The organism is Ruegeria sp. AK4, assembly GCF_056541025.1.
In genome coordinates this window covers 76,861-103,605 of sequence record NZ_JBQFXS010000003.1, presented here as the reverse complement: position 1 = coordinate 103,605, position 26,745 = coordinate 76,861, and the positions used below count along the sequence as shown (strand labels likewise).

Annotated in this window: 27 protein-coding genes and 1 riboswitch; of the genes, 10 read left to right on the top strand and 17 right to left on the bottom strand. The window is 62.2% G+C overall.

Annotation, left to right across the window (positions count from 1 at the left end; translation table 11 throughout):
- Window positions 1–4: 4 nt before the first annotated feature.
- Window positions 5–931 (top strand): hypothetical protein, encoded by a 927-nt coding sequence (locus tag ACR0EZ_RS06890; protein ID WP_480611914.1) that lies wholly within the window; start codon window positions 5–7, stop codon window positions 929–931.
- Window positions 932–955: 24 nt separating this feature from the next.
- Window positions 956–2,512, top strand: coding sequence for a phosphate ABC transporter substrate-binding/OmpA family protein (locus ACR0EZ_RS06885; RefSeq protein WP_480611913.1), 1,557 nt, complete (start codon window positions 956–958; stop codon window positions 2,510–2,512).
- 50 nt (window positions 2,513–2,562) lie between these two features.
- On the opposite strand, the gene radC is transcribed toward ACR0EZ_RS06885, so the two are convergent.
- The 13 genes from radC to dnaK form a co-directional block, all read right to left on the bottom strand.
- On the bottom strand, window positions 2,563–3,318 hold the full coding sequence (gene radC / locus ACR0EZ_RS06880) for a RadC family protein (protein WP_480611912.1): 756 nt from the start codon (window positions 3,316–3,318) through the stop codon (window positions 2,563–2,565).
- A 35-nt stretch (window positions 3,319–3,353) separates the two neighbouring features.
- Window positions 3,354–4,088: an ABC transporter permease gene (locus ACR0EZ_RS06875; RefSeq protein ID WP_480611911.1), complete on the bottom strand. Its 735-nt coding sequence runs from the start codon at window positions 4,086–4,088 to the stop codon at window positions 3,354–3,356.
- Window positions 4,085–4,810 (bottom strand): ABC transporter ATP-binding protein, encoded by a 726-nt coding sequence (locus ACR0EZ_RS06870; protein ID WP_480611910.1) that lies wholly within the window; start codon window positions 4,808–4,810, stop codon window positions 4,085–4,087. The genes ACR0EZ_RS06875 and ACR0EZ_RS06870 overlap by 4 nt, the downstream gene beginning before the upstream one ends.
- Window positions 4,807–5,481 carry a thiaminase II gene (tenA, locus tag ACR0EZ_RS06865; RefSeq protein ID WP_480611909.1) on the bottom strand — a complete coding sequence of 225 codons (675 nt, stop codon included), beginning with the start codon at window positions 5,479–5,481 and terminating at the stop codon, window positions 4,807–4,809. The genes ACR0EZ_RS06870 and tenA overlap by 4 nt, the downstream gene beginning before the upstream one ends.
- Window positions 5,478–6,413 (bottom strand): ABC transporter substrate-binding protein, encoded by a 936-nt coding sequence (locus tag ACR0EZ_RS06860; protein WP_480611908.1) that lies wholly within the window; start codon window positions 6,411–6,413, stop codon window positions 5,478–5,480. Before ACR0EZ_RS06860 ends, tenA begins: the two co-directional genes overlap by 4 nt.
- 19 nt (window positions 6,414–6,432) lie before the next feature.
- Window positions 6,433–7,398 (bottom strand): HesA/MoeB/ThiF family protein, encoded by a 966-nt coding sequence (locus ACR0EZ_RS06855; RefSeq protein ID WP_480611907.1) that lies wholly within the window; start codon window positions 7,396–7,398, stop codon window positions 6,433–6,435.
- The gene (locus ACR0EZ_RS06850; protein WP_480611906.1) at window positions 7,395–7,991 is read right to left on the bottom strand and encodes a thiamine phosphate synthase; all 597 of its coding nucleotides are present in this window, start codon (window positions 7,989–7,991) and stop codon (window positions 7,395–7,397) included. The genes ACR0EZ_RS06855 and ACR0EZ_RS06850 overlap by 4 nt, the downstream gene beginning before the upstream one ends.
- Window positions 7,988–8,752, bottom strand: a complete 765-nt coding sequence (locus ACR0EZ_RS06845) for a thiazole synthase (RefSeq protein ID WP_480611905.1) — start codon at window positions 8,750–8,752, stop codon at window positions 7,988–7,990. The genes ACR0EZ_RS06850 and ACR0EZ_RS06845 overlap by 4 nt, the downstream gene beginning before the upstream one ends.
- 2 nt (window positions 8,753–8,754) lie before the next feature.
- Entirely contained in the window at window positions 8,755–8,949 is a 195-nt protein-coding gene (gene thiS / locus ACR0EZ_RS06840) for a sulfur carrier protein ThiS (protein ID WP_480611904.1), read from the bottom strand.
- Window positions 8,933–9,910, bottom strand: coding sequence for an FAD-dependent oxidoreductase (locus ACR0EZ_RS06835; protein ID WP_480611903.1), 978 nt, complete (start codon window positions 9,908–9,910; stop codon window positions 8,933–8,935). The genes thiS and ACR0EZ_RS06835 overlap by 17 nt, the downstream gene beginning before the upstream one ends.
- Entirely contained in the window at window positions 9,907–10,710 is an 804-nt protein-coding gene (thiD, locus tag ACR0EZ_RS06830; RefSeq protein ID WP_480611902.1) for a bifunctional hydroxymethylpyrimidine kinase/phosphomethylpyrimidine kinase, read from the bottom strand. The genes ACR0EZ_RS06835 and thiD overlap by 4 nt, the downstream gene beginning before the upstream one ends.
- Before the next feature lie 48 nt (window positions 10,711–10,758).
- A riboswitch (TPP riboswitch) is annotated at window positions 10,759–10,865 on the bottom strand.
- A gap of 239 nt (window positions 10,866–11,104) precedes the next feature.
- Window positions 11,105–12,253, bottom strand: a complete 1,149-nt coding sequence (dnaJ, locus tag ACR0EZ_RS06825; protein ID WP_480611901.1) for a molecular chaperone DnaJ — start codon at window positions 12,251–12,253, stop codon at window positions 11,105–11,107.
- A 74-nt stretch (window positions 12,254–12,327) separates the two neighbouring features.
- Window positions 12,328–14,235 carry a molecular chaperone DnaK gene (dnaK, locus tag ACR0EZ_RS06820; RefSeq protein WP_480611900.1) on the bottom strand — a complete coding sequence of 636 codons (1,908 nt, stop codon included), beginning with the start codon at window positions 14,233–14,235 and terminating at the stop codon, window positions 12,328–12,330.
- A 214-nt stretch (window positions 14,236–14,449) separates the two neighbouring features.
- Here dnaK and ACR0EZ_RS06815 point away from each other — a divergent pair, with 214 nt between their 5' ends.
- Window positions 14,450–15,052 (top strand): alpha-ketoglutarate-dependent dioxygenase AlkB family protein, encoded by a 603-nt coding sequence (locus ACR0EZ_RS06815; RefSeq protein ID WP_480611899.1) that lies wholly within the window; start codon window positions 14,450–14,452, stop codon window positions 15,050–15,052.
- On the opposite strand, the gene ACR0EZ_RS06810 is transcribed toward ACR0EZ_RS06815, so the two are convergent.
- Window positions 15,049–15,870 carry an ABC transporter permease gene (locus ACR0EZ_RS06810; protein WP_480611898.1) on the bottom strand — a complete coding sequence of 274 codons (822 nt, stop codon included), beginning with the start codon at window positions 15,868–15,870 and terminating at the stop codon, window positions 15,049–15,051. The genes ACR0EZ_RS06815 and ACR0EZ_RS06810 overlap by 4 nt on opposite strands.
- A gap of 122 nt (window positions 15,871–15,992) precedes the next feature.
- Here ACR0EZ_RS06810 and cysQ point away from each other — a divergent pair, with 122 nt between their 5' ends.
- The 7 genes from cysQ to ACR0EZ_RS06775 all read left to right on the top strand — a co-directional run bounded on the left by cysQ (window position 15,993) and on the right by ACR0EZ_RS06775 (window position 24,028).
- The gene (cysQ, locus tag ACR0EZ_RS06805) at window positions 15,993–16,790 is read left to right on the top strand and encodes a 3'(2'),5'-bisphosphate nucleotidase CysQ (protein ID WP_480611897.1); all 798 of its coding nucleotides are present in this window, start codon (window positions 15,993–15,995) and stop codon (window positions 16,788–16,790) included.
- Window positions 16,790–17,590, top strand: a complete 801-nt coding sequence (locus ACR0EZ_RS06800; protein ID WP_480611896.1) for a 3-deoxy-manno-octulosonate cytidylyltransferase — start codon at window positions 16,790–16,792, stop codon at window positions 17,588–17,590. The genes cysQ and ACR0EZ_RS06800 overlap by 1 nt, the downstream gene beginning before the upstream one ends.
- 70 nt (window positions 17,591–17,660) lie before the next feature.
- Entirely contained in the window at window positions 17,661–18,644 is a 984-nt protein-coding gene (gene galE, locus ACR0EZ_RS06795; RefSeq protein ID WP_480611895.1) for a UDP-glucose 4-epimerase GalE, read from the top strand.
- Window positions 18,604–19,692, top strand: coding sequence for a glycosyltransferase family 2 protein (locus tag ACR0EZ_RS06790; protein ID WP_480611894.1), 1,089 nt, complete (start codon window positions 18,604–18,606; stop codon window positions 19,690–19,692). The genes galE and ACR0EZ_RS06790 overlap by 41 nt, the downstream gene beginning before the upstream one ends.
- 188 nt (window positions 19,693–19,880) lie before the next feature.
- Window positions 19,881–20,867, top strand: coding sequence for a glycosyltransferase family 2 protein (locus ACR0EZ_RS06785; RefSeq protein WP_480611893.1), 987 nt, complete (start codon window positions 19,881–19,883; stop codon window positions 20,865–20,867).
- Entirely contained in the window at window positions 20,864–22,564 is a 1,701-nt protein-coding gene (locus ACR0EZ_RS06780) for a DUF5927 domain-containing protein (RefSeq protein ID WP_480611892.1), read from the top strand. The genes ACR0EZ_RS06785 and ACR0EZ_RS06780 overlap by 4 nt, the downstream gene beginning before the upstream one ends.
- A 6-nt stretch (window positions 22,565–22,570) precedes the next feature.
- Window positions 22,571–24,028 (top strand): nodulation protein NodH, encoded by a 1,458-nt coding sequence (locus ACR0EZ_RS06775; RefSeq protein ID WP_480611891.1) that lies wholly within the window; start codon window positions 22,571–22,573, stop codon window positions 24,026–24,028.
- Here ACR0EZ_RS06775 and ACR0EZ_RS06770 read toward each other — a convergent pair.
- From ACR0EZ_RS06770 to ACR0EZ_RS06760, 3 genes are read right to left on the bottom strand one after another with little or no spacing between them, the layout of a single operon-like run.
- Entirely contained in the window at window positions 24,012–24,530 is a 519-nt protein-coding gene (locus tag ACR0EZ_RS06770; protein WP_480611890.1) for a L,D-transpeptidase family protein, read from the bottom strand. The two genes, ACR0EZ_RS06775 and ACR0EZ_RS06770, sit on opposite strands and share 17 nt — an antisense overlap.
- 56 nt (window positions 24,531–24,586) lie before the next feature.
- Complete coding sequence (locus tag ACR0EZ_RS06765; RefSeq protein ID WP_480611889.1) at window positions 24,587–25,372, bottom strand: ion transporter; 786 nt, start codon at window positions 25,370–25,372, stop codon at window positions 24,587–24,589.
- A 21-nt stretch (window positions 25,373–25,393) separates the two neighbouring features.
- Window positions 25,394–26,623 (bottom strand): class I SAM-dependent RNA methyltransferase, encoded by a 1,230-nt coding sequence (locus ACR0EZ_RS06760; protein ID WP_480611888.1) that lies wholly within the window; start codon window positions 26,621–26,623, stop codon window positions 25,394–25,396.
- Window positions 26,624–26,745 lie beyond the last annotated feature (122 nt).

Below are 26,745 nucleotides of genomic sequence, written 5' to 3'. Positions count from 1 at the left end.
TGTTTTGTTTGTAGTCCGAAACTATGTGACCATGTGCGGCACAGTCGCCTGTGCCCTGGCCATCGGTTACATAATGCAGAATGGAACCGCCGCGCAACCTGATGCTGCGCAGGAGGGTATTTCTGTCGCCTCCGCCCAACAGGCCTCGGTCCTGGCGGGGCTGGACAGTTTCGCGCTGACCTCTTCCCCGTCCCCAACGGCCACCCCGGCCAGTGTTGCCCCCAAAACCCGCAGTATTCAGATCACCCCCGGCGCGCAGCGCAAACGCGGCAATTGCGCGCTCAGCGCCCGGGCGACCGCGCTACCCGGTGCCGCCGCGCGCCTTGCGATCAAAGCGCCCTGCCACGGCAATGAACGGGTCGAGATTCATCACAGCGGCCTGACCGTCACGCAGATGACGGATGACAGGGGCGCGCTGTCCCTGACCATCCCGGCGCTGTCGGAATACGCGATCTTTTTGGTGTCCTTCGCGGATCAAACCGGAACCGTCGCCACCACACATGTCACCGATATCGCCCAATATGACCGCGTGGCGCTGCAATGGCAGGGCGATACAAGCCTGCAGATCCACGCGCTGGAATTTGGCGCCAGCTACGGCGCCAAAGGCCATGTCTGGGCGGATGAAAAGGCCGATGGCGCCGGCACGGTGGTGCATCTGGGCCATGCGGGTTTTGGCGACGCCAAGAATATCGAGGTCTATTCCTTCCCCGCAGGCCAGTCCGACCAGTCCGGCTTGATCGCTCTGACGGTCGAAGCGGAAGTGACCGAAGCCAATTGCGGGCGCGACCTGAACGTGCAGTCGCTGGAATTGCGCGCCGACCGCCGCCTGCGGTCCCGCGACCTGACACTGGCCCTGCCCGACTGTTCGCAGGCCGGTGAGTTTCTGGTGTTGAATAATCTGTTCCAAGACCTGACAATCGCGGCAAAGTAAACCGCAGGCAGGCTCAACACTCTCATGACAATTCTTCGTGCTGCGATGGCTGCAGTGTTCTGGCTTGCGCTGACCTTTGGGGCCGTGGCGCAGGACATCACGCTGACCTCGCATGACGGCAAGGTCGAGGTCACCGGCACCTTTCTGAGTTTTGACGGAGAGTTCTACCGCGTCGATACCCAGTTCGGAGAGTTGACCGTAGACGGCTCGGGCGTCACCTGCGACGGCCCCGCCTGCCCCAACCTGACCGATTTCGTGGCCGAGCTGCGGTTTTCCGGCTCATCCGTCATGGCCGAAACCGTCCTGCCCGCCCTGATCGTGGGCTTCGCCCGGCACGAGGGGCTGACCGCCACGCCCGAACGCGTCAGCCCCGACACATTCATGTACGAATTGCATCAGCCCGAGCGGCCCGCCCCCCTGGCGCGGCTGTTCTTTCGCGTCGGCACCGCGGATCAGGGCTTTGCCGACCTGACGGCGAACGTCACGGACATCGTGATGGCCCTGCGCGAGATTCGCGAGGCCGAGCGTGATGCCGCGGCGGCGGCGGGGCTGGGCGATCTGACACAGGCGCGCCGGTCCCGGGTTGTGGCGCTGGATGCGATGGTGCCGGTGGTGGCACCCGACAACATCCTGCGGCAGATATCGCCATCGGATCTGGCGCTGGTTCTGTCGGGCCAGATCACCGACTGGTCCGGGCTGGGCGGACCCGCTGCGCCGATAACGCTGCACATGCCGGATCAGGGGTCCGGGCTGGCGCAGGCCGTCACCGATCAGCTTCTGGACCCTGCGGGCGTGTCTCTGACCGACGATGTGATCCGCCACACCCGAAGCAGCGATCTGGTCCGCGCGGTTGCCAAAGACCCGTTTGCCATCGGCATCGCCTCTCAGGCCTCAGCCGATGCGGCGCGGATGTTGCCTCTGACCGGCGGCTGCGGCCATGCTCTGGCCGCGACGCGTCAGTCGATCAAGACCGAGGATTACCCGCTGACCGCGCCGATGTTTCTGTACCTGCCCGCCCGCAGGCTACCCCGGATCGGGCGGCAATTCCTGGCCTATAGCCAAAGCGCGGATGCGCAGATGGCGATCCGTCAGGCAGGTTATGTGGACCAGTCGCCCGAGGTGATGCGGATCGGTCTGCAAGGTGACCGTCTGTCCAATGCCATCGTCAATGGCGGCGCCGAGGTCGGGCTGGAGGAACTGCAGCGGATGATCGAAACGCTGCGGCCCATGTCCCGCCTGTCGCTGTCGTTCCGTTTTGAAACAGGCTCGTCGCGCCCGGATGCGCAATCGCGCTCGAACATCCAGCAATTGGCGCAGGCGCTCGAATCCGGGGCGATCGACGCGCGCAAGCTGGTCTTTGCCGGTTTCAGCGATGGCGACGGCGCGGCATCAGCCAATTCCAGAATTGCCCTGCGCCGGGCGCAGACCGTGCGCAACGCCGTGCTGGCCGCGGTTGAAACCGACATCCCCGACAGTATCGAAATCGCGGTCGAGGGCTTTGGCGAAGCCATGCCAATGGCCTGCGACGACACCGAATGGGGCCGCAAGGTCAACCGCCGCGTCGAGGTTTGGGTGCAATAACCCCCTTCGCCTAGTTCCAAATACGATGGGGTTGCAGAGGGGCAACGCCCCTACAAATACCCCTGCGACCGAAAACTCAGCTCGGTCGATTTGCCGATGATCAGATGATCATGCAAGGTCAGGCCCAGCGCCGAACACTCATCCTGAATCCGGTTGGTCATATCGATATCCGATTGCGACGGCGTCGGATCGCCCGACGGGTGATTATGCACCAGTATCAGGGCCGAGGCGTTCAGTTCCAGCGCCCGCTTCGCCACTTCGCGCGGATAGACCGGGACGTGATCTACCGTACCCTTGGCCTGCTCCTCATCCGCGATCAGGACGTTCTTGCGGTCCAGAAAGAACACGCGGAACTGCTCGGTCTCGCGATGGGCCATCGTCGTGTGACAGTAATCCACCAGCGCGTCCCAACCCGAGATCACGTGCCGCTGCATCACCCGCGCGCGGGCCATGCGATGGGCGCACGCCTCGAGGATTTTCAGGTCGGTGATCACCGTATCGCCCACCCCCTTGATCTGCCGCAGCCGGTCCACGGGCGCGGTCAGCACCCGGTTGAAATCGCCGAACGTATCCATCAGCGCCCGTGCCAGGGGTTTCACGTCCTGCCGGGGAATGGATCGGAACAGGACCAGCTCCAGCAACTCGTAATCCGGCATCGCCGCCGAGCCGCCCGCCATGAACCGTTCGCGCAGCCGCTTGCGATGGTCTTTGATGTACGAGGGTAACCGACCCGTCGGCAGCGGCTGCGCGGGCGCTTCGTCCGTTTCAAACAGCATCGGGGCTTCGGCAAAGGCGTCCTGTGTCATGCGCCCACCCTGCCCCGGATTCGGTTTCCGAATGGTTAACGCGCCTCACCCGCCATGCGCGCGGTGGCGCGGCGGATAATCATGTGCAGCACAATCGAGAACACGCCCAGCGTCAGCATCGCCGCAAACATCAGATCGGTCTTGGCGCGGCCATTGGCCAGCAGCATCAGATAGCCCAACCCTTGCGACGAACCCACCCATTCGCCAATCACCGCCCCGATCGGCGCGTAGACGGCGGCCAGCCGCATCCCCGAGGCCAACGAGGGCAAGGCCGTCGGAATGCGGATATGCCACAACACCGTCCGCTTGCTGGCCTGCATCGTGCGGGCAAGATCCAGATAACCGGCCGGGGTGCGCATCAGCCCGTCGAAAAAGGACGAGGTGATCGGGAAATAAATGATCAGCACCGCCATCGCCACTTTGGACCACAGCCCATAGCCCAGCCACAACGTCAGCAGCGGGGCCAGCGCAAAGACCGGCAGAGCCTGCGTAAAGACCAGCATCGGTTGCACCAGCACCCGCGCGGCGCGGGAATTGGCCAGTTGCAGCGCCGTCACCACGCCCAGCACGGTGCCGACGGCCAGACCGATGACCACCTCGACCGCCGTGATCCATGTGTGTTCCGCAATCAGCCAGCGGTTTTGCCACCAGGTCTCGGCCACCAGCGCGGGGCCCGGCAGGATGAATTTCGGCAAGCCGGTCAGGCTGACAATCGCCTGCCAGACCGCCAGCGCAAAAACCGTTGCTGCAAGGGCCGAAACGAACTTCATGCCGCTTCCCTCAGCAGCTTCAGCAGCGCGCCTTGGGTTTCCAGCGTTTCCAGATCGTCGACATGGCGCGGCGCCGGGGCCCGTGGCGGATCGCACGGCGTCAGACCCTGCTGCGTCATCACCACGATGGATTGACCCAACCGCGCGGCCTCGCCCGGATCATGGGTTACCAGCAGAACGGTGCGGCCCTGCAGCGCCTCGGCCGCCAGATCTTGCATGTCGGCGCGGGTGCGCGCGTCGAGGGCCGAGAACGGCTCGTCCAGCAGCACGATGGGGCGATCCTCCATCAGCGTGCGGGCAAGGGCCACGCGCTGACGCTGACCGCCCGACAATTCGGCGGGCTTCTTGGTCAGGTGATCCTGCAACCGCATCCGTTCGATCAGCCGGTCCCGGCGGTTCAGATCGACCGTTTCACCCCGCAGCCGCGCGCCCAGCGAGACATTCCGCGCCACCGTCGCCCAGGGCAGCAGCAGATCGTCCTGCGCCATATAAGCCACCCGATCCGGCACCGGTTGGCCGTCGCTGGCGGTGATCTGACCGCTGAAATCGGCCCCGGTTTCAAGCCCTGCAATCAGCCGCAAAACGGTGGTCTTGCCAACGCCCGATCCGCCCAGCAGACAGGTCCACTGCCCGGCCCCAAGGGTCAGGGTCAACGGTGCGAACAGGGTCGCGCCGTCGATTGTGGCCGTGCCGCTGATGGTCAGATCGGGCGCAGGCGTCATGGGGTCAGGCCCATCTGCCAGAAATTGACCTCAAGCTGCGTTGCCATCTCGAAGGTCTTGCAGAGATCCGACCAGATCGGCAACGCGGTATAGTCCGGACCCAGCCTGCGGATCAGGGCGCTGTCCATCAGCGCGCCGATGTCATGGCAGTAGCTTTGGTACTGATCACCCGCATAGGTGTCGATCCACGGGCGGTAGGTCTCGGAACTGGCCTCTTGCGCCAAACGCGCGCCGATCTCGGCATAGCCGATGACACAGGGCAACAGCGCCGCCAGCAGGGTCAGGTAGTCACCCGAATACCCGGCCTCGAGCACGAAGCGGGTATAGGCCAGGTTCTCGGGCCGTTCCGGCGTCGCCATCAGCTCGTCGCGGGAAATGCCCTCGGCCTCGCAGACGCCGACATGCAGCATCATTTCTTCCTGCATCAGCCCGTTCACCGTGGCGGCGGCGACCTGCATTTCCTCATGGGTCTGCGCCTTGACCACGGCCAATGCCCAGGCCCGCGAGAAATGGGTCAGGAACACGTAGTCCTGCCGCAGATAATGCAGGAACGATTCCCGCGGCAGTGTTCCGTCCTTTAGCCCCTCGACAAAACCGTGGCGGGTGTACTCCCGCCACGGGCCCTTTGCGGCATCCCGCATCAGGGTGAAGGCTGTGCCATACCCGCTCATTGCGCGGTCACATCGATGGCGATATCGCTGACCGGGTTGATGCTGTCGATCATGCCGCTGTCTTTCAGAAATGCCTCGAACCGCGCATAGCGACCGGCCTCGAGCCCCGCCGGGCGCAGCGCAAACCGCGGCAGCGTATCGACCCAGGCGCGGGCGTTCAGCTCATCCTGCAATTCGGGCGAGGTGCCCGAGAAGATTTCCCAGCTTTTTTCCGGGTTGTTGACGATATACTGCGTCGCCTTTTCAGTCGCGGCCAGGAAACGGGCCACCTTGTCGGTATCCATGGTCTCGGGGTTGGCGACATAGATCAGTTCGTCATAGGGCGGCACGCCTTCTTCCTCGATATAGAAACAGGTGCCGGGGACGCCTTCGATGTCCATCTGGTTCAGCTCAAAGTTCCGATACGCGCCGATCACCGCATCCACCTGACCCGTCATCAGCGAGGGCGACAGCGAGAAATTGACGTTGATCAGCTCGACCTCATCCAGCTTGACGCCGTACTTGCCCAGAACGGTGCTGAGCACCGCCTCTTCCACTCCAGCGACGGAAAAGCCGATCTTCTTACCCTTTAGATCGGCGGGCGATTTGATCGGGCCGTCTTTCAGCACCAGCAGGCAGTTCAGCGGCGTCGCGACCAGCGTGCCGACGCGTTTCAGGGGCAGACCCTCGTGGATTTGCAGGTGCAACTGCGGCTGGTAGGACACGGCCAGATCGGCCTGACCTGCCGCCACCAGACGCGGCGGGGCGGACGGGTCGGCGGGCGGAACGATCTCGACCTCAAGCCCCTGCTCGGCGAAATAACCGTTTTCCTGCGCCACGATGATGGGACCGTGGTCGGGGTTGATGAACCAGTCCAGCAGGACGGTCATCTTGTCCTCGGCCCAGGCGGGCGCGGCGGCCAGCAGGGCGATTGCAGCGATCAGTTTTTTCATGTCTCGCGTTTCCTTCTGTTCACGAGGTTGAGGCCGCGACGAGGACGATCTCGCCCGGCCAATCCGGTTTGATTTGCTCGGCCGCGCGCCATGCGCGCAGGCCGGTGGCGCAGCACAGCGCCAGCCTTTTGCCTTTGTTTGGGTCTATTTCGCGCAGTTTGTCGGGTGAGACACGCGCTGCGCCGGGGTGCGCCGGAACGGGCGCTTCGTCCGGGCCGCGCAGTTCGACAATCTGGTCATCCGCCGTTAGTTGCCCGACCGAAAGAAAGCGGAAACAACTGCTGGGCTCGGGCGCGTCGTCAAAGCGAAACCCGCTGCTGCGCAGGGTCCGGCCATCATATTGCACCATCTGACCCAGCGGCGACGGGTCGATGCCCAAAATCAGGTTCATCGCCATCTGCGCCTGCATTGCCCCGATCATGCCTACGACCGGACCCAGAACGCCCGCAGTGGCGCAACTGGCGCCGCTGTCCGGCGCATTTGGGAACAGGGCGCGCAGCGAGGGTGCTCCGCCACAGAAACCGCCCACATAACCCGACAGACCCAGAACCGAGGCGCTGATCAACGGCTTGCCCTGCGCCAGACAGGTGTCCGAAAGGATATAGCTGGCCGCATAGCTGTCGGCGCAGTCCAGAACCACATCCGCCTGCGCCACCAGATTAGGCGCATTTTCACTTGTCAGAGCCTGTTTTCGAGCGGTGATTTCGATCTGACCGTTCAAGGCACGACAGCGATCCCCGGCAATCTCGGCCTTGGGCTGGCCGCAATCCGCCTCGGTGAACAAGGTCTGCCGGTGCAGGTTCGACAGCGCGACCGTATCGCCATCCACAATCGTGATCCGCCCCACTCCGGCCCCGGCCAGCAAGGGCAGAACCGGAGCCGCCAGACCACCTGCCCCCACCACCAGAACGCGGGCCGAGGCCAAACGCGCCTGGCCATCCGCCCCGACCTCGGGCAGCAGGGTTTGGCGCATATAGCGGCTCATCTGGTGACCCCGATCCATTGGCGCACGCGCGCTTCGGGGTCGGTGTTCAGGGTGATATCCGTGACGACCGAGACGATATCCGCCCCGGCCTGCAACACACCCGGCGCGCGTTCCACGCTCATTCCGCCGATCCCGACCAGAGGGATCTCGCCCACCCGCGCCTTCCATTCGGTGACGCGGGGCAGGCCCTGCTGATGCCATTTCATCTTTTTCAGGATGGTGGGATAGACAGGCCCCAGCGCGACATAATCCGGGTCCATGGCCAGCACCCGCTCAAGCTCATCATCGTCATGGGTCGAAACACCCAGTTTCAGACCCGCTTTTCGGATGGCCGTCAGATCGGCGTCGTCCAGATCCTCCTGCCCCAGATGAATCCAGTCGCAGCCCAGATCAATCGCCTGCTGCCAATAGTCGTTCACCACCAGCACCGCGCCATGGTCCCGGCACAGGTCGCGCGACACGGCGATCTGGTCGCGTACCACATCCTCGGGCTGGTCCTTTACGCGCAACTGCACCAGCTTCACGCCCAGCGGCAGCATCCGGCGCAACCAATCGGAGTGGTCGAAGATCGGGTAAAACCGGTCGAGCGTCATGACAGAAAGGCCTTTCCGATCACGGGGGTTGAGGGTTCGGCCATGTCGCGCGCCTCGATCGGGTCGGCCTGATGGGCCAGTTGCCCGGCCTCAATCGCGCGCATCATGGCGCGGGCCATCTTGGCCGGATCGCCGGCCCGTGCCACGGCGGTGTTCAGCAGCACGGCATCATAGCCCAGTTCCATCGCATGGGCCGCGTGGCTGGGCAGGCCGATACCTGCATCGATCACCAGCGGCACATCGGGAAATTCCGCCCGCATGGCCCGCAAGGCGTATTCGTTGTTCAGCCCGCGCCCCGATCCGATGGGCGCGCCCCAGGGCATCAGCACCTCACACCCGGCGGCGAGCAGACGTTCGCCGACGATCAGGTCGTCGGTGGTATAGGGGAACACGTGAAACCCGTCTTCGGTCAGGATGCGCGCAGCCTCGACCAGCTGGAACACATCCGGCTGCAGGCTGTCGGTGTGGCCGATCAATTCCAACTTGATCCAGCTGGTATCGAACACCTCGCGCGCCATATGGGCAGTTGTCACGGCCTCTTTGACGGTATGGCACCCGGCGGTGTTTGGCAGAACCAGAACACCCAGATCGCGGATCATCTGCCAGAATGTCTGCCCCGCACCGGATTCGCGGCGCAGGGACACGGTGGCGACCGCTGCCCCGCTGTCGCGAAACGCCTGCTCCAGTATCGCCGGGCTGGGGTATTGCGCGGTGCCCAGCATCAGCGGGTTGGGCAGTTCGGTACCATAAAACTCCTTCATCCTCAGCCCCCCTGCATCGGTGCCACGACTTCAACGCGGTCGCCATCGGCCAATTTGTGGGCGACGCGCAGGCTGGAGGGCACGAAATCTTCGTTCACCGCCGTCGCGACACGGCCCGAGAACCCGCATTCCGCCAGCAGGTCTGCCAAAGTTTCGGCCCGCACCTCGCGCGGTGCGCCGTTAAGCACGATCTTCATCGACCATCTCCGAATGTTTGTTTTCCAGCGCCAGATCGGCCACGCCCTGCGCCAGCGCCGGGGCCAGCAGATATCCGTGGCGGTAGAGCCCGTTGGCATAAATGACCCGCCCCAGCCGCCGGATGCGGGGCAGGTTGTCCGGGAAGGCCGGGCGCAGATCGACGCCGATTTCCAGCACCTCGGCCTCGCCAAAGGCCGGGTTCAGCGCGTAAGCGGCACTGAGCAGTTCCAGCATCGAGCGCGCGGTGATCCGGCTGCTGTCCTCGGATTCGATCATCGTCGCGCCCAGCATGTAGATACCGTCGCCGCGCGGCACGATGTAAAGCGGCATGCGCGGGTGCAGCAGGCGCACCGGGCGCGTCAGCGTTACATCCGGGCAGCGGATCACCAGCATCTCACCCTTCACGCCGCGCAGGTCATGCAGGTATTCCCGCGCGTGCAGGCCCCGGCAGTCGATGACGTTGTCCAGCTGCGCCGGGGCGAGCGCGCGGTGGAACGCAACACCCGCCTTGTCAAGCTGGCGGTGGACATCCCGCAAGGCCTGACGCGGATCGATATGCGCCTCGGACCGAAAGTGGAGACCTTTGCCGAACCCGTGCAAATCAGGTTCTAAACAAGCGATTTCATCGCGATTGACCTCAGAATAACCCTCCGTGCGACGGGCAAACCGGCGTAGATCAGGCAGGTCACGGGTATTGGCGACCACCAGTGTTCCCCGCCGGTGAACCCGGGTTCGGTCTGCCCACCAGTCGATCGCCTGCTGCCCCAGCCGCAGCACTGGTTCCTCGGCGTTTTCATACTCGCACCACGGCGCCAGCATGCCCCCGGCCCACCAAGAACATCCATGCGGGCCCGGAGGCCCCCCGGGGTCGAACACCTGAACCTTCGCCCCGCGCGCGACAAGCTCGGACGCAACCGCCAGACCAGCCACGCCGATCCCTATGACGGACCAGACCGTCACGCCGCCCAGACCCGGTGGAAATGATGCACCGGTCCATGGCCCTGACCGATCTTCAGATCGTCGGCCTGCGCGATGGCTTCCTGAAGGTACACGTGCGCCTGATCCACGGCATCGGTCAAAGACAGCCCCTTGGCCAGACCGGCCGCGATGGAGGAAGACAGCGTGCAGCCGGTGCCATGGGTGTTTCGGGTGCACTGGCGCTGCGCTGTAAACTCGGCCACAAAGCCCGAGGCGTCAACCAGCAGATCGTGGCAGACCTCGCCCGTGCCGTGCCCGCCCTTCATCAACACGGCCTGTGCGCCCAGTTCGCATAGATCGAGACCCTGCTCGATCATCTCCTTTGGGCTGGCGGCATCCGACCGACCCAACAAACAAGCCGCTTCGGGCAGGTTCGGGGTCAGCACCGTGGCGCGGGGCAAAAGGACATCGCGCAGGGTCGCCACCGCCTCTGCGGCCAGCAGAGCATCGCCCGATTTGGCGATCATCACCGGGTCCAGAACAACAGGACCTTTGAAACCGGCAATGCCCTCGGCGACGGTTCGGATGATTTCGGGCGTGGCAAGCATGCCGATCTTGATCGCGCCGACATCCAGATCGGTCAGAACCGCGTCGATCTGGGCCGCAATCACATCCAGCGGAATGCCATGCACCGCCGTCACGGCCCTGGTGTTCTGCGCCGTCACCGCGGTGATCACGCTGGCCCCATAGACACCCAGCGCGGACATGGCCTTGAGATCAGCCTGAATTCCGGCGCCGCCGCCGCTGTCCGATCCCGCGATTGTTAAGGCGATAGGTGCCATATCGTTGCTCCAACTCGGTTTTGGGCAACGGTGGCGTGGAAAACGTCTGCGTATCGTAAGACCGTTCCCTCCGCCGGTATTGCCCGGATCAGGTTCGATGGGTTGATGCCACAGCACCTCTCAGCCCGCGCAAGCGGGCACCCCAACGGTTGGCGCGGAACATCTCAGGAGACGCTTTGAAAATCAAGGGTCAATTGGCCCGGTTTAAGGCCAATTGCGGCGCGTTGGTAAGGCCAAAACGACGTTTCGCAGATAGATGTTGTGCGAGGCTCTGCCTCGCGCTCCGGGATATTTGTGGCCAGATGAAGAACGGATCCCCTGCTTCATCTGGCTATAAATATCCCGGGGGAGTCGCCCGAAGGGCGGCGGGGGCAGAGCCCCCAATTGCACCGGGTCAGCCTTTCATACCGTCCCAGAAGGATTTGACCGACGAGAAGAAGCTTTTTGATTCCGGATGGTTGTCTTCGCCCAGATCGTCAAATTCGCGCAACAATTCTTTCTGACGGGCAGTCAGGTTGACCGGCGTTTCCACGGCGAGTTCGATGAACATGTCACCAACGCCGCCGCCGCGCAGGGCGGGCATGCCCTTGCCGCGCAGGCGCATCTGGCGGCCCGATTGGCTGCCTGCGGGAATCTGTACCCGGCCACGGCCACCGTCGATGGTGGGCACTTCGATGGAACCGCCAAGTGCTGCCTTGGCCATGCTGACCGGAACCCGGCAGTAGAGATTCACGCTGTCGCGTTCGAACAGTTTGTGGTCCGAGACCTCGACAAAGATATAGAGATCGCCCGGAGGGCCTCCACGCATCCCGGCCTCACCCTCGCCCGCCAGACGGATGCGGGTTCCGGTTTCGACACCGGCGGGGATGTTGACGGAAAGGGCGCGCTCTTTTTCAACGCGGCCTGCGCCGCTGCAGGATTTGCAGGGGTTCTTGATGATCTGACCCAGACCGGAACAGGTCGGGCAGGTCCGTTCAACGGTGAAGAAACCCTGCTGCGCACGCACCTTGCCCATGCCGGAACAGGTCGGGCAGGTTGTCGGTTCAACGCCGCCTTCGGCGCCCGAGCCGTCACAGGCCGAACAGGCCACGGCGGCAGGAACGTTGATGGTTTTCTGCAGGCCCGAAAACGCTTCTTCCAGCGTCACGCGCAGGTTGTAGCGCAGGTCAGACCCGCGGGCGGCGCGACGTCCACCGCCGCCGCGTTGCTGACCGCCCATGAAATCGCCGAACAAATCGTCGAACACGTCCGAAAAGGCGCTGGAGAAGTCTCCCTGACCGAACCCGCCACCGGGACGGCCACCGCCACCCATGCCGTTTTCGAATGCGGCGTGGCCAAAGCGGTCGTAAGCCGCTTTTTTGTCAGCATCGCGCAGCACGTCATAAGCCTCGTTGGCTTCTTTGAACTGCGCCTCGGCATCCGGGTTGTCCTTGTTGCGGTCGGGATGCAATTCCTTGGCTTTCTTGCGAAAACCCTTCTTGATCTCATCCGCCGATGCGCCCTTGGCTACGCCGAGCACATCATAGTAGTCGCGTTTTGACATCAGTGTTTCCTTCTGCCTCAACGTAATCGGGCCGGCCCGGGATGCGGACCGGCCCGACTTGGCCCGGTTACCGGTTAGTTACGCTTGTCGTCGTCCAGATCTTCGAACTCGGCGTCGACAATGTCATCATCGCCCGGCGCGGCATCTGCGGCGGCAGGCTCATCTTCACCCTCTTCGGCTTGCGCCTTGTAGATCGCCTCGCCCAGCTTCATGGCGGCTTCGGTGACGTTCTGGATGCCCGACTTGATCTTGTCGGCATTTTCGGTTTCCAGCTCGTCCTTCAGCGCGGCAATGGCCAGTTCGATCGCCTCGATGGTGGTCGGGTCGACCTTGTCGGAATGCTCTTCCATCGACTTTTCGGTCGAATGGATCAGGCTTTCCGCCTGGTTCTTGGCGTCGACCAGTTCGCGGCGTTCCTTGTCGGCTTCCGCGTTCTCTTCGGCGTCCTTGACCATCTTTTCGATGTCCTCGTCGGACAGACCGCCCGAGGCCTGGATGGTGATCTTCTGTTCTTTGCCGGTGCCTTTGTCCTTGGCCGAAACCGAGACAATGCCGTTGGCGTCGATGTCAAACGTCACCTCGATCTGCGGCATGCCGCGCGGTGCGGGCGGGATGTCTTCGAGGTTGAACTGACCCAGGATCTTGTTGTCCGTGGCCATTTCGCGTTCGCCCTGGAACACGCGGATGGTAACGGCGTTCTGGTTGTCCTCGGCGGTCGAGAAGACCTGAGACTTCTTGGTCGGGATCGTCGTGTTGCGGTCGATCAGGCGGGTGAACACGCCACCCAGCGTTTCAATCCCCAACGACAGCGGGGTTACGTCCAGCAGAACCACGTCTTTGACGTCGCCCTGCAGAACACCGGCCTGAATGGCGGCGCCCATGGCAACCACTTCGTCCGGGTTCACGCCCTTGTGGGGCTCTTTGCCAAAGAATTTGGTGACCTCTTCGATCACTTTCGGCATCCGGGTCATACCACCGACCAGAACAACCTCATCCACGTCGCCAGCCGACAGGCCCGCGTCTTTCAGGGCCGCCTGACAGGGCTTCATCGACTTCTTGATCAGGTCGCCAACCAGAGATTCCAGCTTGGCACGGGTCAGCTTCATGACCATGTGCAGCGGCTGGCCGTTCGAGCCCATCGAGATGAACGGCTGGTTGATCTCGGTCTGCGAGGTCGAGCTGAGCTCGATCTTGGCTTTCTCGGCGGCTTCTTTCAGACGCTGCAGCGCCATCTTGTCGGCAGACAGATCGACGCCGTGTTCCTTTTTGAACTCATCCGCCAGGTAGTTGACGATGCGCATGTCAAAGTCTTCACCACCCAGGAAGGTGTCGCCGTTGGTCGATTTGACCTCGAACAGACCGTCGTCGATTTCCAGGATGGTCACGTCGAAGGTACCGCCACCCAGGTCATAGACCGCGATGGTTTGGGTGTCTTCCTTGTCCAGACCATAGGCCAGCGCGGCGGCTGTCGGTTCGTTGATGATCCGCAGCACTTCCAGACCGGCGATTTTACCGGCGTCTTTGGTGGCCTGACGCTGGGCGTCGTTGAAATAGGCCGGAACGGTGATGACCGCCTGCGTGACATCCTCACCCAGATAGCTTTCGGCGGTTTCCTTCATCTTGCCCAGCGTGAAGGCCGAGATCTGGCTGGGCGAGTATTTCTCACCACGGGCTTCGACCCATGCGTCGCCATTGCCGCCATCGACGATGGCATAGGGCACCATTTTCTTGTCTTTTTCGACTTCTGCATCATCCACGCGACGACCGATCAGACGCTTGACGCCAAAGATCGTGTTGTCGGGGTTGGTGACCGCCTGACGTTTTGCAGGCTGACCGACCAGTCGCTCATCTTCGGTGAAGGCGACGATCGAGGGCGTGGTCCGCGCCCCTTCGGCATTTTCGATGACCTTCGGCTGCGAGCCGTCCATGATGGCCACACACGAGTTGGTGGTCCCGAGGTCAATCCCGATGACTTTTCCCATTTTTGCAATCCCTTTCTCTTCAAGGCGATGTCCCGAGGGCCGGACCCGTTATGGCATCCTGTCCCCGATCTGATGTGCGCGACGGCACTACACCATCGCGCGTCCCGGCGTATATAAGGGCCAGACCAAGGGCCTGCAAGCACCGTAAAACGCAGGTTTTCGGGAATCTGAGGCCTTTTTTGGCAAGGATTTGGAAAGGAATGGGGTTTCTGGAATGACGCGGCTGCTTTTGCGGGATTTCGATATCAGAAAGGGCTATCTGGATAGCGCCGCCCAGACGCGGCTGATCGACCTGCTGCGCCCGATTCTGAAAGCGGCACCCCTGTTCCGCCCGATGACGCCCTCGGGCAAGGAAATGTCGGTGCGCATGACCTCGGCCGGGGCGTTGGGCTGGGTCTCCGACAGGGCGGGATACCGGTATCAGGCCGAACATCCCAAGGGCGGACACTGGCCGGGCATTCCCGACCCGATCCTTGATATCTGGCGCGACCTTGTCAGTTCCGAACGCGCGCCGGATTGCTGCCTGATCAACTATTATGGCGAGGGCGCGCGAATGGGTCTGCATCAGGACAAGGATGAGGCGGATTTTTCCTGGCCGGTCCTGTCCGTCTCATTGGGCGATGATGCGCTGTTTCGAATCGGCAATCTGACGCGGGGGGGCAAGACCGAATCCCTGTGGCTGAACTCGGGCGATGTGGTGATCATGGGCGGACCGGCGCGGCTGGCCTATCACGGGGTGGACCGCATCCGGTTCGGGTCATCGAAGCTGTTGCCAAAAGGCGGGCGGATCAACCTGACCATGCGGGTGGCGAATTAGCGCCGGGCGTTCCAGCTATTCGAGATATGCTGGCGGGTGTAGAACTCGGCCAGCAGCCCGATCATCAGCAGGGCAATCCCGACCCACAGCGCATATTCCCAACTGGTGTTGCGCGGGAAATAATTGCGGAACACAAAGCCGCGGCACTGGTCGATTATGTGGAACAGCGGGTTCCAGGCAAACATCATCAGAAGCCCGCCGCCCAGCGCGTTGGCGACAAACATCTTGCCGGAAAACACCATGTTCATACGGCGGTAGATATTGCTGAGCATGCCTGCGGTTGTCGGAAACCACGGTTTCATCGCCATGAACACCAGACCCACCGCGCAGCCGGTAAACCAGGCCAGGATCAGCATCGCAAAGGCCCCGCCGGGGTCCTGAATCTCCAACGGGGCAACGCTGACGCTGTAGATGAACAGGATCACCAGAATGGACATCAACTGCTTATACAGTGTGCCGAACGCGGCAGACAGGATCATGACCATCGCATTCATCGGCGAATGCAGCATCATCGGATTGTTTTTCCCGCCCAGCTTGGTCAGCGCGCTGACGCCCTGAATATGGGTCATGAACAGGAAAACGCCGGACAGAAGATACAGGATGAACTCGCCCCGGATTTTCGCCACGCGCGTCCCCATGAAGGACATGATCAGATAGAACACCATCGCCATCATGACGATCTGCAGAATGTTCATCACGATCGCGACCACCGCGTTCGAATGCTTGGCACGCACATCGCGCACCACGCCGTGAAACACCAGTTCCGCCGTGGTGAACGCGCCGCCCAGCAGCGTTTTGTTGCGGTCGAAATAGAACACTCGATGGGTCTTTCCTGCTTTGCCGCCCTCAATCTGGCATCATTGTCTTGCCGTTCCGTAACCGGCACATCATAAGTCCGTCAGGATTTTGGATCAACAAACCACAGGAACGGAGCTTTTTTGTGACCTACGACGCGCTTATCCCCGTTATCCGGCGTCTGGCCCTGGAAGCAGGCGACAAGATCATGGAAATCTACGAAGCAGATGATTTCGACGTCAAAGTCAAATCCGACGCCAGCCCCGTGACCGAAGCGGACGAAGCCGCCGATGCGCTGATCGCGGCCGGGTTGCGTGCGGCATTTCCCGATATCCTGTTGGTGACCGAGGAACAGGCGGAATCGCATTCGGAAAAAGGCGACACGTTCCTGATCGTCGATCCGCTGGACGGCACCAAGGAATTCATCAACCGGCGTGGCGATTTCACCGTCAACATCGCGCTGGTGGAAAACGGGGTGCCGACCCGCGGCGTGGTTTACGCCCCGGCCAAAGGGCGCATGTTCTACACCCGGGCCGATGGGCAGTCGGTCGAGGAAACCGGCGTGCTGGACAAGGCGCAAGCAGGCGATGTGACGCCAATATCAGTGTCTAATCCGGACAATTCGGCGCTTTTGATCGTTGCGTCCAAGTCGCACCGGGATCAGGCGACCGAAGATTACATCAACAAATATCAGGTGGCTGACAGCAAAAGCGCCGGCTCATCCCTGAAATTCTGTCTGGTCGCCACGGGTGAGGCGGATCTCTATCCCCGCGTGGGCCGGACGATGGAGTGGGACACCGCCGCAGGCCACGCCGTGCTGGCAGGTGCCGGCGGCAATGTGGTGCGGTTCGACGACCATAGCCCGCTGACCTATGGCAAGGATGCCTATGCAAACCCGTTCTTCATCGCCTACGCTCCAGGTGTTGAGCTGAAGGAGGCCTGATGTCCGTTCTGATCGCGATCCCCGCCCGCTATGCCTCATCCCGGTATCCGGGCAAACCGCTGGTGCCGCTGACCGGGGCGAATGGCACCGCAATGACGCTGATCGAACGGTCGTGGCGGGCAGCCAAATCGGTCTCAGGCGTCGATAAGGTGGTGGTCGCCACCGACGACGACCGCATCCGTGAGGTTTCCGAGGGGTTTGGCGCCGAGGTTGTGATGACCTCGGACACCTGCGTCAACGGCACCGAGCGCTGTGCCGAGACGCTGGATGTTCTGGGCGGAGGCTACGATATCGTGGTCAATCTTCAGGGCGACGCCCCCCTGACCCCGCATTGGTTTGTCGAGGATCTGATCACCGGCCTGCGCGCCGCGCCCGAGGCAGGCGTTGCGACCCCAGTGCTGCGTTGCGATGGCGCGGCTCTGAACGGGTTGCTGAACGACCGCAAACATGGGCGCGTCGGCGGCACGACCGCCGTGTTCGCCGCCGACCACAGCGCGATGTATTTCTCGAAAGAGGTCGTGCCCTACACCGCGCAGACCTATGCGGATGACGAACTGACCCCGGTGTTCCACCATGTCGGTGTCTATGCCTACCGGCCCGACGCGCTTGCCGCCTATCCCACATGGTCCACCGGCCCGCTGGAACAGCTGGAAGGGCTGGAGCAACTGCGCTTCATGGAAAACGGCCGCACCGTTCTGTGTGTCGAGGTCGACGCCAAAGGCCGCCAGTTCTGGGAGTTGAACAATCCGGAGGACGTGCCGAAGATCGAAGGGATGATGGCCGCGATGGGGTTGGATTGACCCGTTTTCCCCGTGGCGCCCAGCGCCGAAACCCCCTAAACACGCCCGGATTTTGGACAGTGGAAAACCCATGACGAACATTCTTGTTACCGGCGGTGCGGGCTATGTCGGGTCGCATGCCTGCAAGGCGCTGGCCCGCGCCGGATATACGCCGGTCACCTTCGACAATCTGGTCACAGGCTGGCAGGACGCGGTAAAATTCGGACCCTTTGCCCAGGGCGACCTGCTGGACCGGGTGCGTCTGGACGAGGTCTTCGCGCAATACCAGCCCGCCGCCGTCATGCATTTCGCCGCCCTCAGCCAGGTGGGCGAAGCGATGCGCGAACCGGGGCGCTACTGGTCGAATAATGTCACCGGCTCTCTGAACCTGATCGAGGCCGCGGTGGCGGCGGGTTGTCTGGATTTCGTGTTCTCTTCGACCTGCGCCACCTATGGCGATCAGGACAATGTCGTGTTGGACGAATCCGCCGCGCAACATCCGCTGAACGCCTATGGCGCCTCAAAACGCGCCATCGAGGATATCCTGCGCGATTTCGAAGCCTCGCACGGCCTGCGCAGCGTGATTTTCCGGTATTTCAACGTCGCAGGCGCCGACCCCGATGGCGAGGTCGGAGAATTCCACCGCCCCGAAACCCATCTGGTGCCGCTGATGCTGGACGCGATCGACGGCAAGCGCGACGGGCTGACCGTGTTCGGCACCGATTACGACACCCCGGACGGCACTTGTATTCGCGACTATGTCCATGTCTGCGATCTGGTCGATGCCCATGTGCTGGGGCTGAACTGGCTGGAACAGGACAGGGGCAGCCGGGTGTTCAACCTTGGCACCGGTTCGGGCTTTTCGGTGCTGGAAGTGATCGAGCAATCGCGCAACGTTACCAATCGCCCCGTGCCCTATTCCGTCGGACCCCGCCGGGCGGGCGATTGCACCAAGCTGGTTTCGGGCTCGGTCCGGGCCGAGGCTGAACTGGGCTGGACGCCCAAAAGATCAACGTTAGAGACGATGATCGGCGATGCCTGGCGCTGGCACCAGAACGGCCACTACGACAAGTGAGGGGCCGTTGACCAGCGCGGCCCAGACACTGCCCCGGATTAGCTGGGCGCAGCGCTATCGGTTGCGGTGGAAGCGGCGCAGGCTGTTGTGGCAATCCTTCCGCAGCCGCCATCAGTTGAACAGCCTGATCGACCGCACCAACCGGATCACCCCCGGCGACATCCTGGCCTTTACCACCCTGCGCAATGAAATCACCCGGTTGCCGTGGTTCCTCGACCACTACCGCCGCCTTGGGGTGAACCACTTTCTGATCGTGGACAATGGCAGCGACGATGGCAGCACCGAGTATCTGTTGCAGCAACCGGATGTCTCGGTCTGGCAGACCCATGCCAGCTATCGCGCCGCGCGCTACGGAATGCTGTGGCTGACCTGGTTGCAAATGCGTTACGGCCACGATCACTGGACCCTGATGGTCGATGCCGATGAGCTGTTGATCTATACCCATCACGAGGTCCGACCCCTGCAGGACCTGACCGCCTGGCTGGAGGGCACAGGCCGGAACACGTTCGGCGCTTTGATGCTGGACCTTTATCCCAAGGGCCCGCTGGGCACCCAGACCTATGATCCTGAAACCGACCCGACCGAGGTGGTCAATTGGTTCGACCCCGGCCCCTACCGCGCGCAACGGCAAAGCCCGATGGGCAATCTGTGGCTGCAGGGCGGCGCGCGTGAGCGGGTGTTCTTTGCCGATACCCCGCGTAAATCACCGACGCTGAACAAAATTCCCCTGATCCGCTGGTCGCGCCGGTATGCTTATGTCATTTCCAGCCATTCCATTCTGCCCCGGCACTTGAATGCGGGCTATGACGGGCCAGAAGGTCAGTCCCCTTCGGGCGTTTTGCTGCACACCAAGTTCCTGCCCGAAATCGTCGAAAAATCATGGATCGAGAAACAGCGGCGACAGCATTTCCACGACCCGGACCAGTTCGCAGGCTATTACGACGATGTTCTTAACCAGCCCGACATGTGGACTTCACACTCGATGAAATACACCGGCTGGGAACAGATGCAGGCGCTTGGCCTGATGAATTCCGGCGGATTTGCCTGAACAGGCCCGAAACGTTGGCCAAAAACCACGGGGGGGAACTAACGGGTTTTAAACTCATTGCCTCGAAACATGCAAAAATGTCATAACACGGCAATTGCCCGGCACCACTCTGGCCTGAACCAGCCCCGGGCATGCTCGCGTAGGAGTAAAGGTTTGGCAGTCGCGTGAGCCTGTTGGATTCATACCGGATGAGGTTGCGGCGCAAGCGCCGTCTGGTGCGTTGTCTGCGCAAACGGCGGCACCTGAAGCCGGTCAGCAATAACACGCACACCATCCGCCGCGACGACGTTCTGCTGATGAGCGTGGTGCGCAACGAGAAAATCCGCCTGCCCTATTTTCTGGACTATTATCGCAAGCTGGGTATCAATCACTTCCTCTTCGTCGACAATGACAGCGACGACGGGACGGCCGCGTTTCTGGAAGCGCAGCCGGATGTCTCGGTCTGGCAGACCAGGACCAGCTACAAAAAGGCAGGTTATGGGCTGGACTGGTCCAACTATCTGCTGCGGAAATATGCGCATAAGCATTGGGTTCTGACCGTCGACCCGGATGAGTTCCTTGTCTACCCGTTCTGCGACACCCGCCCCATTCGCGCGCTGACCGACTGGCTGGACATGACCGGAGTGCGCAGTTTCGGCACCATGCTGATCGATATGTATCCCGAAGGCCCGGTGGATGCGGACCCCTACAGCGAAGGCCAGAACCCGTTCGACACCGCAGGCTGGTTCGACGCGGGCAATTACGTGATCAGCAAGAACCCCGATTACCGCAACCTCTGGATTCAGGGCGGTCCGCGCGCGCGGGTGTTCTTTCGCGACGACCCCTCGAAAGCGCCGGCGCTGAACAAGATCCCTTTGGTGAAATGGGACCGGCGCTATGTCTATGTCAGCTCCACTCATGCGCTGCTGCCGCGCGGGCTGAATCAGGTCTATGACGAATGGGGCGGCGAAAAGATCAGCGGCGCGCTGCTGCATGCCAAGCTGATCAGCACGCTGGGCGATAAGGCGCGCGAGGAATTGCAGCGCTGCCAGCATTTCAGCAGTTCAGCCGAATACCACGCCTATGCCACGCAATTGCAGGACAGCCCCGTCTTTCACTGCGACTGGTCCGAAAAATACATCAACTGGCGGCAGTTGGAGATTCTGGGCCTCATGTCGAAAGGAAACTGGGCATGAACAGCCTTGGCATCGTCATGCTGGTGCACACCGCGCTGGACCGGGCCGAGCAGGTGGCGCGGCACTGGACCGCCTCGGGCTGTCCGGTGGTGATCCATGTGGACCGCAAAGTGCCCAATAGCGCCTATTCCACCTTCGCCAGGGCCTGTTCCGACAATCCGCTGATCCTGTTCTCGGACCGGCATGTCTGCGAATGGGGTGGCTGGGGCATCGTCGCCGCCTCGCAATCCGCGTCCGAGATGATGCTTGAACGCTTTCCGGACGTGCGCCATGTCTTTCTGTCCTCGGGCGCGTGCCTGCCGCTGCGTCCGGTGCAGGAACTGATCGACTACCTGTCCGACCGCCCCCGCGTCGATTTCATCGAAAGCGCAACGACGGCGGATGTCAGCTGGACCATCGGCGGGTTGGACCACGAACGCTTCACCCTGCGGTTTCCGTTTTACTGGCGCCGGCAGCGCAAATTGTTCGACGCCTATGTCAAACTGCAGCGCGCCCTGGGCATGCGCCGTCAGATCCCCGAGGGGCTGGTACCGCATATGGGCAGCCAGTGGTGGTGCCTGACCCGCCAGACCCTGTCGGCGATCCTGCAGGACCCCAAGCGCAAACTGTATCACCGCTATTTCCGCCGCGTCTGGATACCCGACGAAAGTTATTTCCAGACGCTGGCGCGGCTCTATTCCACGCATATCGAAAGCCGGTCGCTGACCCTGTCCAAGTTCGACCACGAAGGCCGCCCGCACATCTTCTATGACGATCACCTGCAATTGCTGCGCCGCTCGGATTGCTTCGTTGCCCGCAAAATCTGGTGGCGGGCCGATCGTTTGTATCAGGCCTTTCTGACCGATCAGGCCAGCGCGATGAAACCGGCCGAGCCCAACCCCGGCAAGATCGACCGCGTATTCGCCAAGGCGGTCGAGCGGCGCACCCGCGGGCGCGACGGGCTGTACATGCAGGGCCGCTTTCCCCGCCACGGGTCGGAAAACGGCCTGACTTCATCGCCCTATTCGGTGTTTCAGGGGTTCACCGAACTGTTCGAGGATTTTCAGCCCTGGCTGACCGCCGCCACCGGAACCCGCGTGCACGGGCATCTGTTTGGACCCGGCCGGGCCGAGTTCGCCAATGGGGAAACCCTCACCTTTGGCGCGCTGAGCGACTGCGCCACCCTGCGCGATTACAACCCGACGGCGTTTTTGTCGAACCTGATCTGGAACACGCGGGGCGAGCGGCAGTGCTTTCAGTTCGGGCCGACCGACACGCAGGAAATCAACTGGTTTCTGGCGCGCGACAAGAATGCCCAGATCTCGGTCATCACCGGGGCCTGGGCCATCCCGCTGTTCCGGTCGAACATGAATTTCGCCGACATCCGGACCGAGGCCGCCCGCCTGCAGCAGATTGAAACCAAACAGCTCGAGGTTCTGACCTCGGTCTGGACCAAGGCGCGGATGCGGCGTTGGTCGCTGGTGGAATTCATCGAATCCCCGATGGAGCTGTTGCACACGATCATTGAAGAGATCGGATCGCCGCACCCCCCTCATCTGATCGAAACCCCCAAAATGGTCGATCTGTCGGGCTTTGGGAAATTCCTGCAGAACCTCAAGAATCAGGGGATGCACCCTCAACTGATGGGCGATTTCCCGGTGGATGACGTGTTCGGCACCCAGACCAGACCCTATCGCAAACCCTATCTGGTGCAATAACCGCCCATGACCGCCAAGTTTGACTATTTCATCATACTGGCCGCCATGCGCACGGGCTCGAACCTGCTCGAGGCCAATCTGAACGCGCTGCAGGGCGTGACCGGCCATGGTGAAGCGTTCAACCCGCATTTCATCGGCAAGGTAAAATCGCAGGACCTGCTGGGCGTGACGCTGGACGAGCGCGACGAAGACCCGACCCGGCTGATCCAGGCCATTCGCACAGCACCCGGCGCGCTGAACGGGTTTCGCTATTTCCACGACCATGACCCGCGCGTTCTGGACATGGCGCTGGACGATCCGCGCTGCGCCAAGATCATCCTGACCCGCAATCCGCTGGACAGCTACCTGTCGCTGAAAATCGCGCGTGAAACGAAGCAATGGCAGTTGAAAAACATCAAACGCCGGCTCGACGCCAAGGTCGCGTTTCTGGCCGATGAATTCGCGGAGTATCTGGATCAGCAGCAACGCTATCAGCAGATGCTGCAGCACCGGCTTCAGACCTCGGGGCAGGTGGCGTTTTGCCTGAGTTTCGATGACCTGAGCCAATTGGACGTTCTGAACGGCCTCGCCGCCTGGCTAGGAGTTACGGCGCGGCTGGATAGTCTGGACGATACGCTGAAACCGCAAAACCCCGGCACGGCGCAGGACAAAGTCACCAACCCGCACGAGATGGAGCAGGCCCTGTCGCAGGTGGACAGGTTTTCTCTGCACCACGCGCCGGATTTCGAGCCCCGGCGCGGGCATGCGGTGGTGTTTTACGTCGCCGCCCCCAAAACACCGCTGATGTATCTGCCCATCCGCAGCGGGATCGAACATGCGATTACTGGCTGGATGGCAAAGCTGGATGGGGTCGAACCGGACGGGCTGCTGACCGACCGTAATCGCAAACAGACACGGCGCTGGATGTCTTCGCACCCCGGCCACCGCAAGTTCACGGTCCTGCGCCACCCGTTGGCCCGCGCGCATACCGCCTTTTGCACGCGGATCCTGAACAAGGACCCCGGCAGCTATCAGATCATCCGCAACACGCTGCGAAACAAGTTCAAACTGCCGATCCCCGGTCAGATACGCGACCACAATTATTCGCTGGATCAGCACCGCGAGGCTTTCGCCGCCTTCCTGCGGTTTCTGCGCCACAACCTGAACGGCCAGACCCCAATCCGGGTGGACGGAACCTGGTGCAGCCAGTCCCGCGTCTTGGAGGGGATGTCGGGCTTCGCCCAACCCGACCTGATCCTGCGGGAAGAAGAGGTCGCGACAGCCCTGCCCGATCTGGCCCGCAGTCTGGGCCACACAACGCCGCCAGCCGTGGAAAGCTGCGCGCCGGAAACGCCCTATACGCTCGACCAGATTTACGACAAACAGCTCGAGGCGCTGGCGGCCGAGACCTACCAGCAGGATTATCTGCAATTCGGGTTTGGCGCGTGGAAACCGCTATGGCCTGCGCCTAGGGGCGCAGGGTGATCACGGTACCTTCGTTCACCATCGCGTAAATCTCTTCAATCTCTTCGTTCTTCACCGCGATACAGCCCGCCGTCCAGTCCGGGGTCTTTTTCGCGCGTTTGAACTCGGATCGCAGATTGGGCTGGCCGTGGATAAAAATGTCACCGCCCGGATCGACCCCCGCCGCCTTGGCCTGCGCCCGGTCGGCAGAGTTCGGGTAGGAAATCCCCAGTGACAGATGATAGCGGCTGCGCGGGTTGCGGCGGTCGATCAGATAGGTTCCCTCGGGCGTGCGGCCGTCGCCCTTCTTGGTCTTGGTACCGTCGGGTGCAAAGCCCAGATCGACCTCGTATTCGCGCAAAATCTGTTCATTGTGCAGAAGGTACAGCTTGCGCGCGCCCTTGTTGACCACCAATGCGGTCACCTCGGGCCCATTATATGTAAGAAATCTCGGGTTGGCTGAGGCACAAGCCGAAAGGCTCAGCGTAGCCATCGCACCCAATCCAAATGCTCGACGATCCATGTTTCACTGCCTGCTGTTTTTTTTCAGCATTATGCCAAAATTCCAGAAAACTGAAATCACTTTTTGCTGTTCGCCTGCTCGATCAGCCGGCGTTCGATGGTTTCCAGCCGCTCCAGCACCTCGTCCCGGTAAGCGTCGGTTTTCACTTCGTCTTCCGCGTGATGCGCATCCTGCATCGAATTCACGATCAGACCCACCAGCAGGTTCACCACCGCAAAGGTGGTGACCATGATGAACGGCACGAAGAACAGCCAGGCATAGGGATAGACCTCCATCACCGGGCGGACGATGCCCATCGACCAGCTTTCCAGCGTCATGATCTGGAACAGCGTATAGGCCGACAGACCCAGATCGCCGAACCAGTCGGGGAAGGAATACGAGAACAGCTTGGTCGAGATCACCGCGCCGATATAGAACAGGATCGCCATCAACAGGAACACGCTGGCCATGCCCGGCAGGGCCGAGATAAACCCCTCGACCACCCGGCGCAGGCGCGGCGCGACCGAGATGACGCGCAAAACCCGCAGAATCCGCAGCGCCCGCAGCACCGACAGGCTGCCCGCGCTGGGCACAAGGGCGATGCCGACGATCAGAAAGTCAAAGATATTCCAGCCGCTTGTAAAGAACCGGCGACCGGTGGCGATCAGCTTCATCGCAATCTCGGCCACGAAGATGGCAAGGCACAGCTTGTCCAGAACCACGATCAGGGGGCCCGCCGCCTCCATCAGCGTGGGCGAGGTCTCCATCCCCAGCAGGATCGCGTTGAAGATGATAACGCCGGTGATGAACCGCCCGAAGGCGGGCGCTTCGATAATGGACAGCAACCGCTGCGTGAACCCCATGCCTGTCTCTTTCCTGTCTGCTCAAGTTGCGGGGTTCAGCACAAACCGCGCGGCAAGTTCCGTATGTGACGACCATCGAAATTGGTCAACGACCTGTACCCATTCAAGGGTGTAGCCCGCGTTAACCAGCGTTTTTGCATCCCGTGCGAACGTGACCGGGTTGCACGAGACATAGGCGATCACCGGGCGTCTGGCCTGCGCCAATTCGGCCACCTGCGCCTCGGCCCCGGCGCGGGGCGGGTCCAGTACGACGGCGTCAAAGGCTTTGAGTTCGTCGGGCATCAGCGGACGGCGAAACAGGTCGCGCGCTTCGCTTGTGACGCGTTTCAAACCTTGCGCACGACGCCAGCCCTGATCCAGCGCTTGCGTCATTGCGGCCTCACCTTCGACCGCGTGGATTTCAGCGGTTTGCGCCAGCGGCAGCGAGAAAGTTCCGCTGCCCGCAAACAAATCAACGATGCGCCTTGCGCCTTCCGTTGCCTCGGATACCGCCTGTAACAGAGCCTGTTCTCCGTCCTTTGTGGCCTGCAGGAAGGCCCCCGGCGGCGGCGTCACTTCGGCGCTTCCGAACCGTTGCACCGGGGGATGGCGCATTGCGATGACCTCACCGTCCCAGCTGAGCCGCGCCAGCCCGTGTTTCTCGGTCGCCTGCGCCAGCGCCAGTTCCAGCGGCCCGTCCAGCGGCTTGCCGCCCTTGACCGCGACGTCCAGCCCACTCTCGGACAAGGTCAGGGTCACGGCCAGCACCCCCTTGCGGCTGCCGCCCAGCAGCGCCAGTGCCTCGGCCACCGGAATGGCGGCGATCAGCGCCGGGTCCAGCAGGTGGCAATCGGGGATTTCGGTGATCGTGTCCGAGGCGCGGCCGTGGAACCCGGCAAGGGTGCCCTTTTTCGTGCGCCTGACCGCGATGGTCGCGCGGCGGCGGGATCGGTCGGGCGAGGTGTGAATGGGCCGCATCGGGGCATCGAGCCCTTGCGCGGCCAGAGCGTTGCGCACCACCGCGACCTTCCAATCGGCCACAAACGCGTCCGAGGCATGCTGCAACTGGCACCCCCCGCAAGCCTTGTAGTGCCGGCACGGCGGTTTCACGCGCTGATCTGACGGGGTTTCGACGCGGATATCGGTCAGTACCTGCCCGTCCAGCACGCCGCTGACCTCCTCACCCGGCAAGGTGCGCGGGGCGTAAACCGGGCCGTCGGCGATGCCGTCGCCCTGATGTCCCAGACGGTTTATGGTAAAGTTCTGCCTCATGACCGGCCTGATAGCCGGGCTTTGCGGACAAAAAAACCCCTTTGGGTCTTTTGCATTTATATTGGATCGAAATACGCTGCCTCTCTCTTCGGTCGAACGCGTATTTTGATGCTTGACTTGTC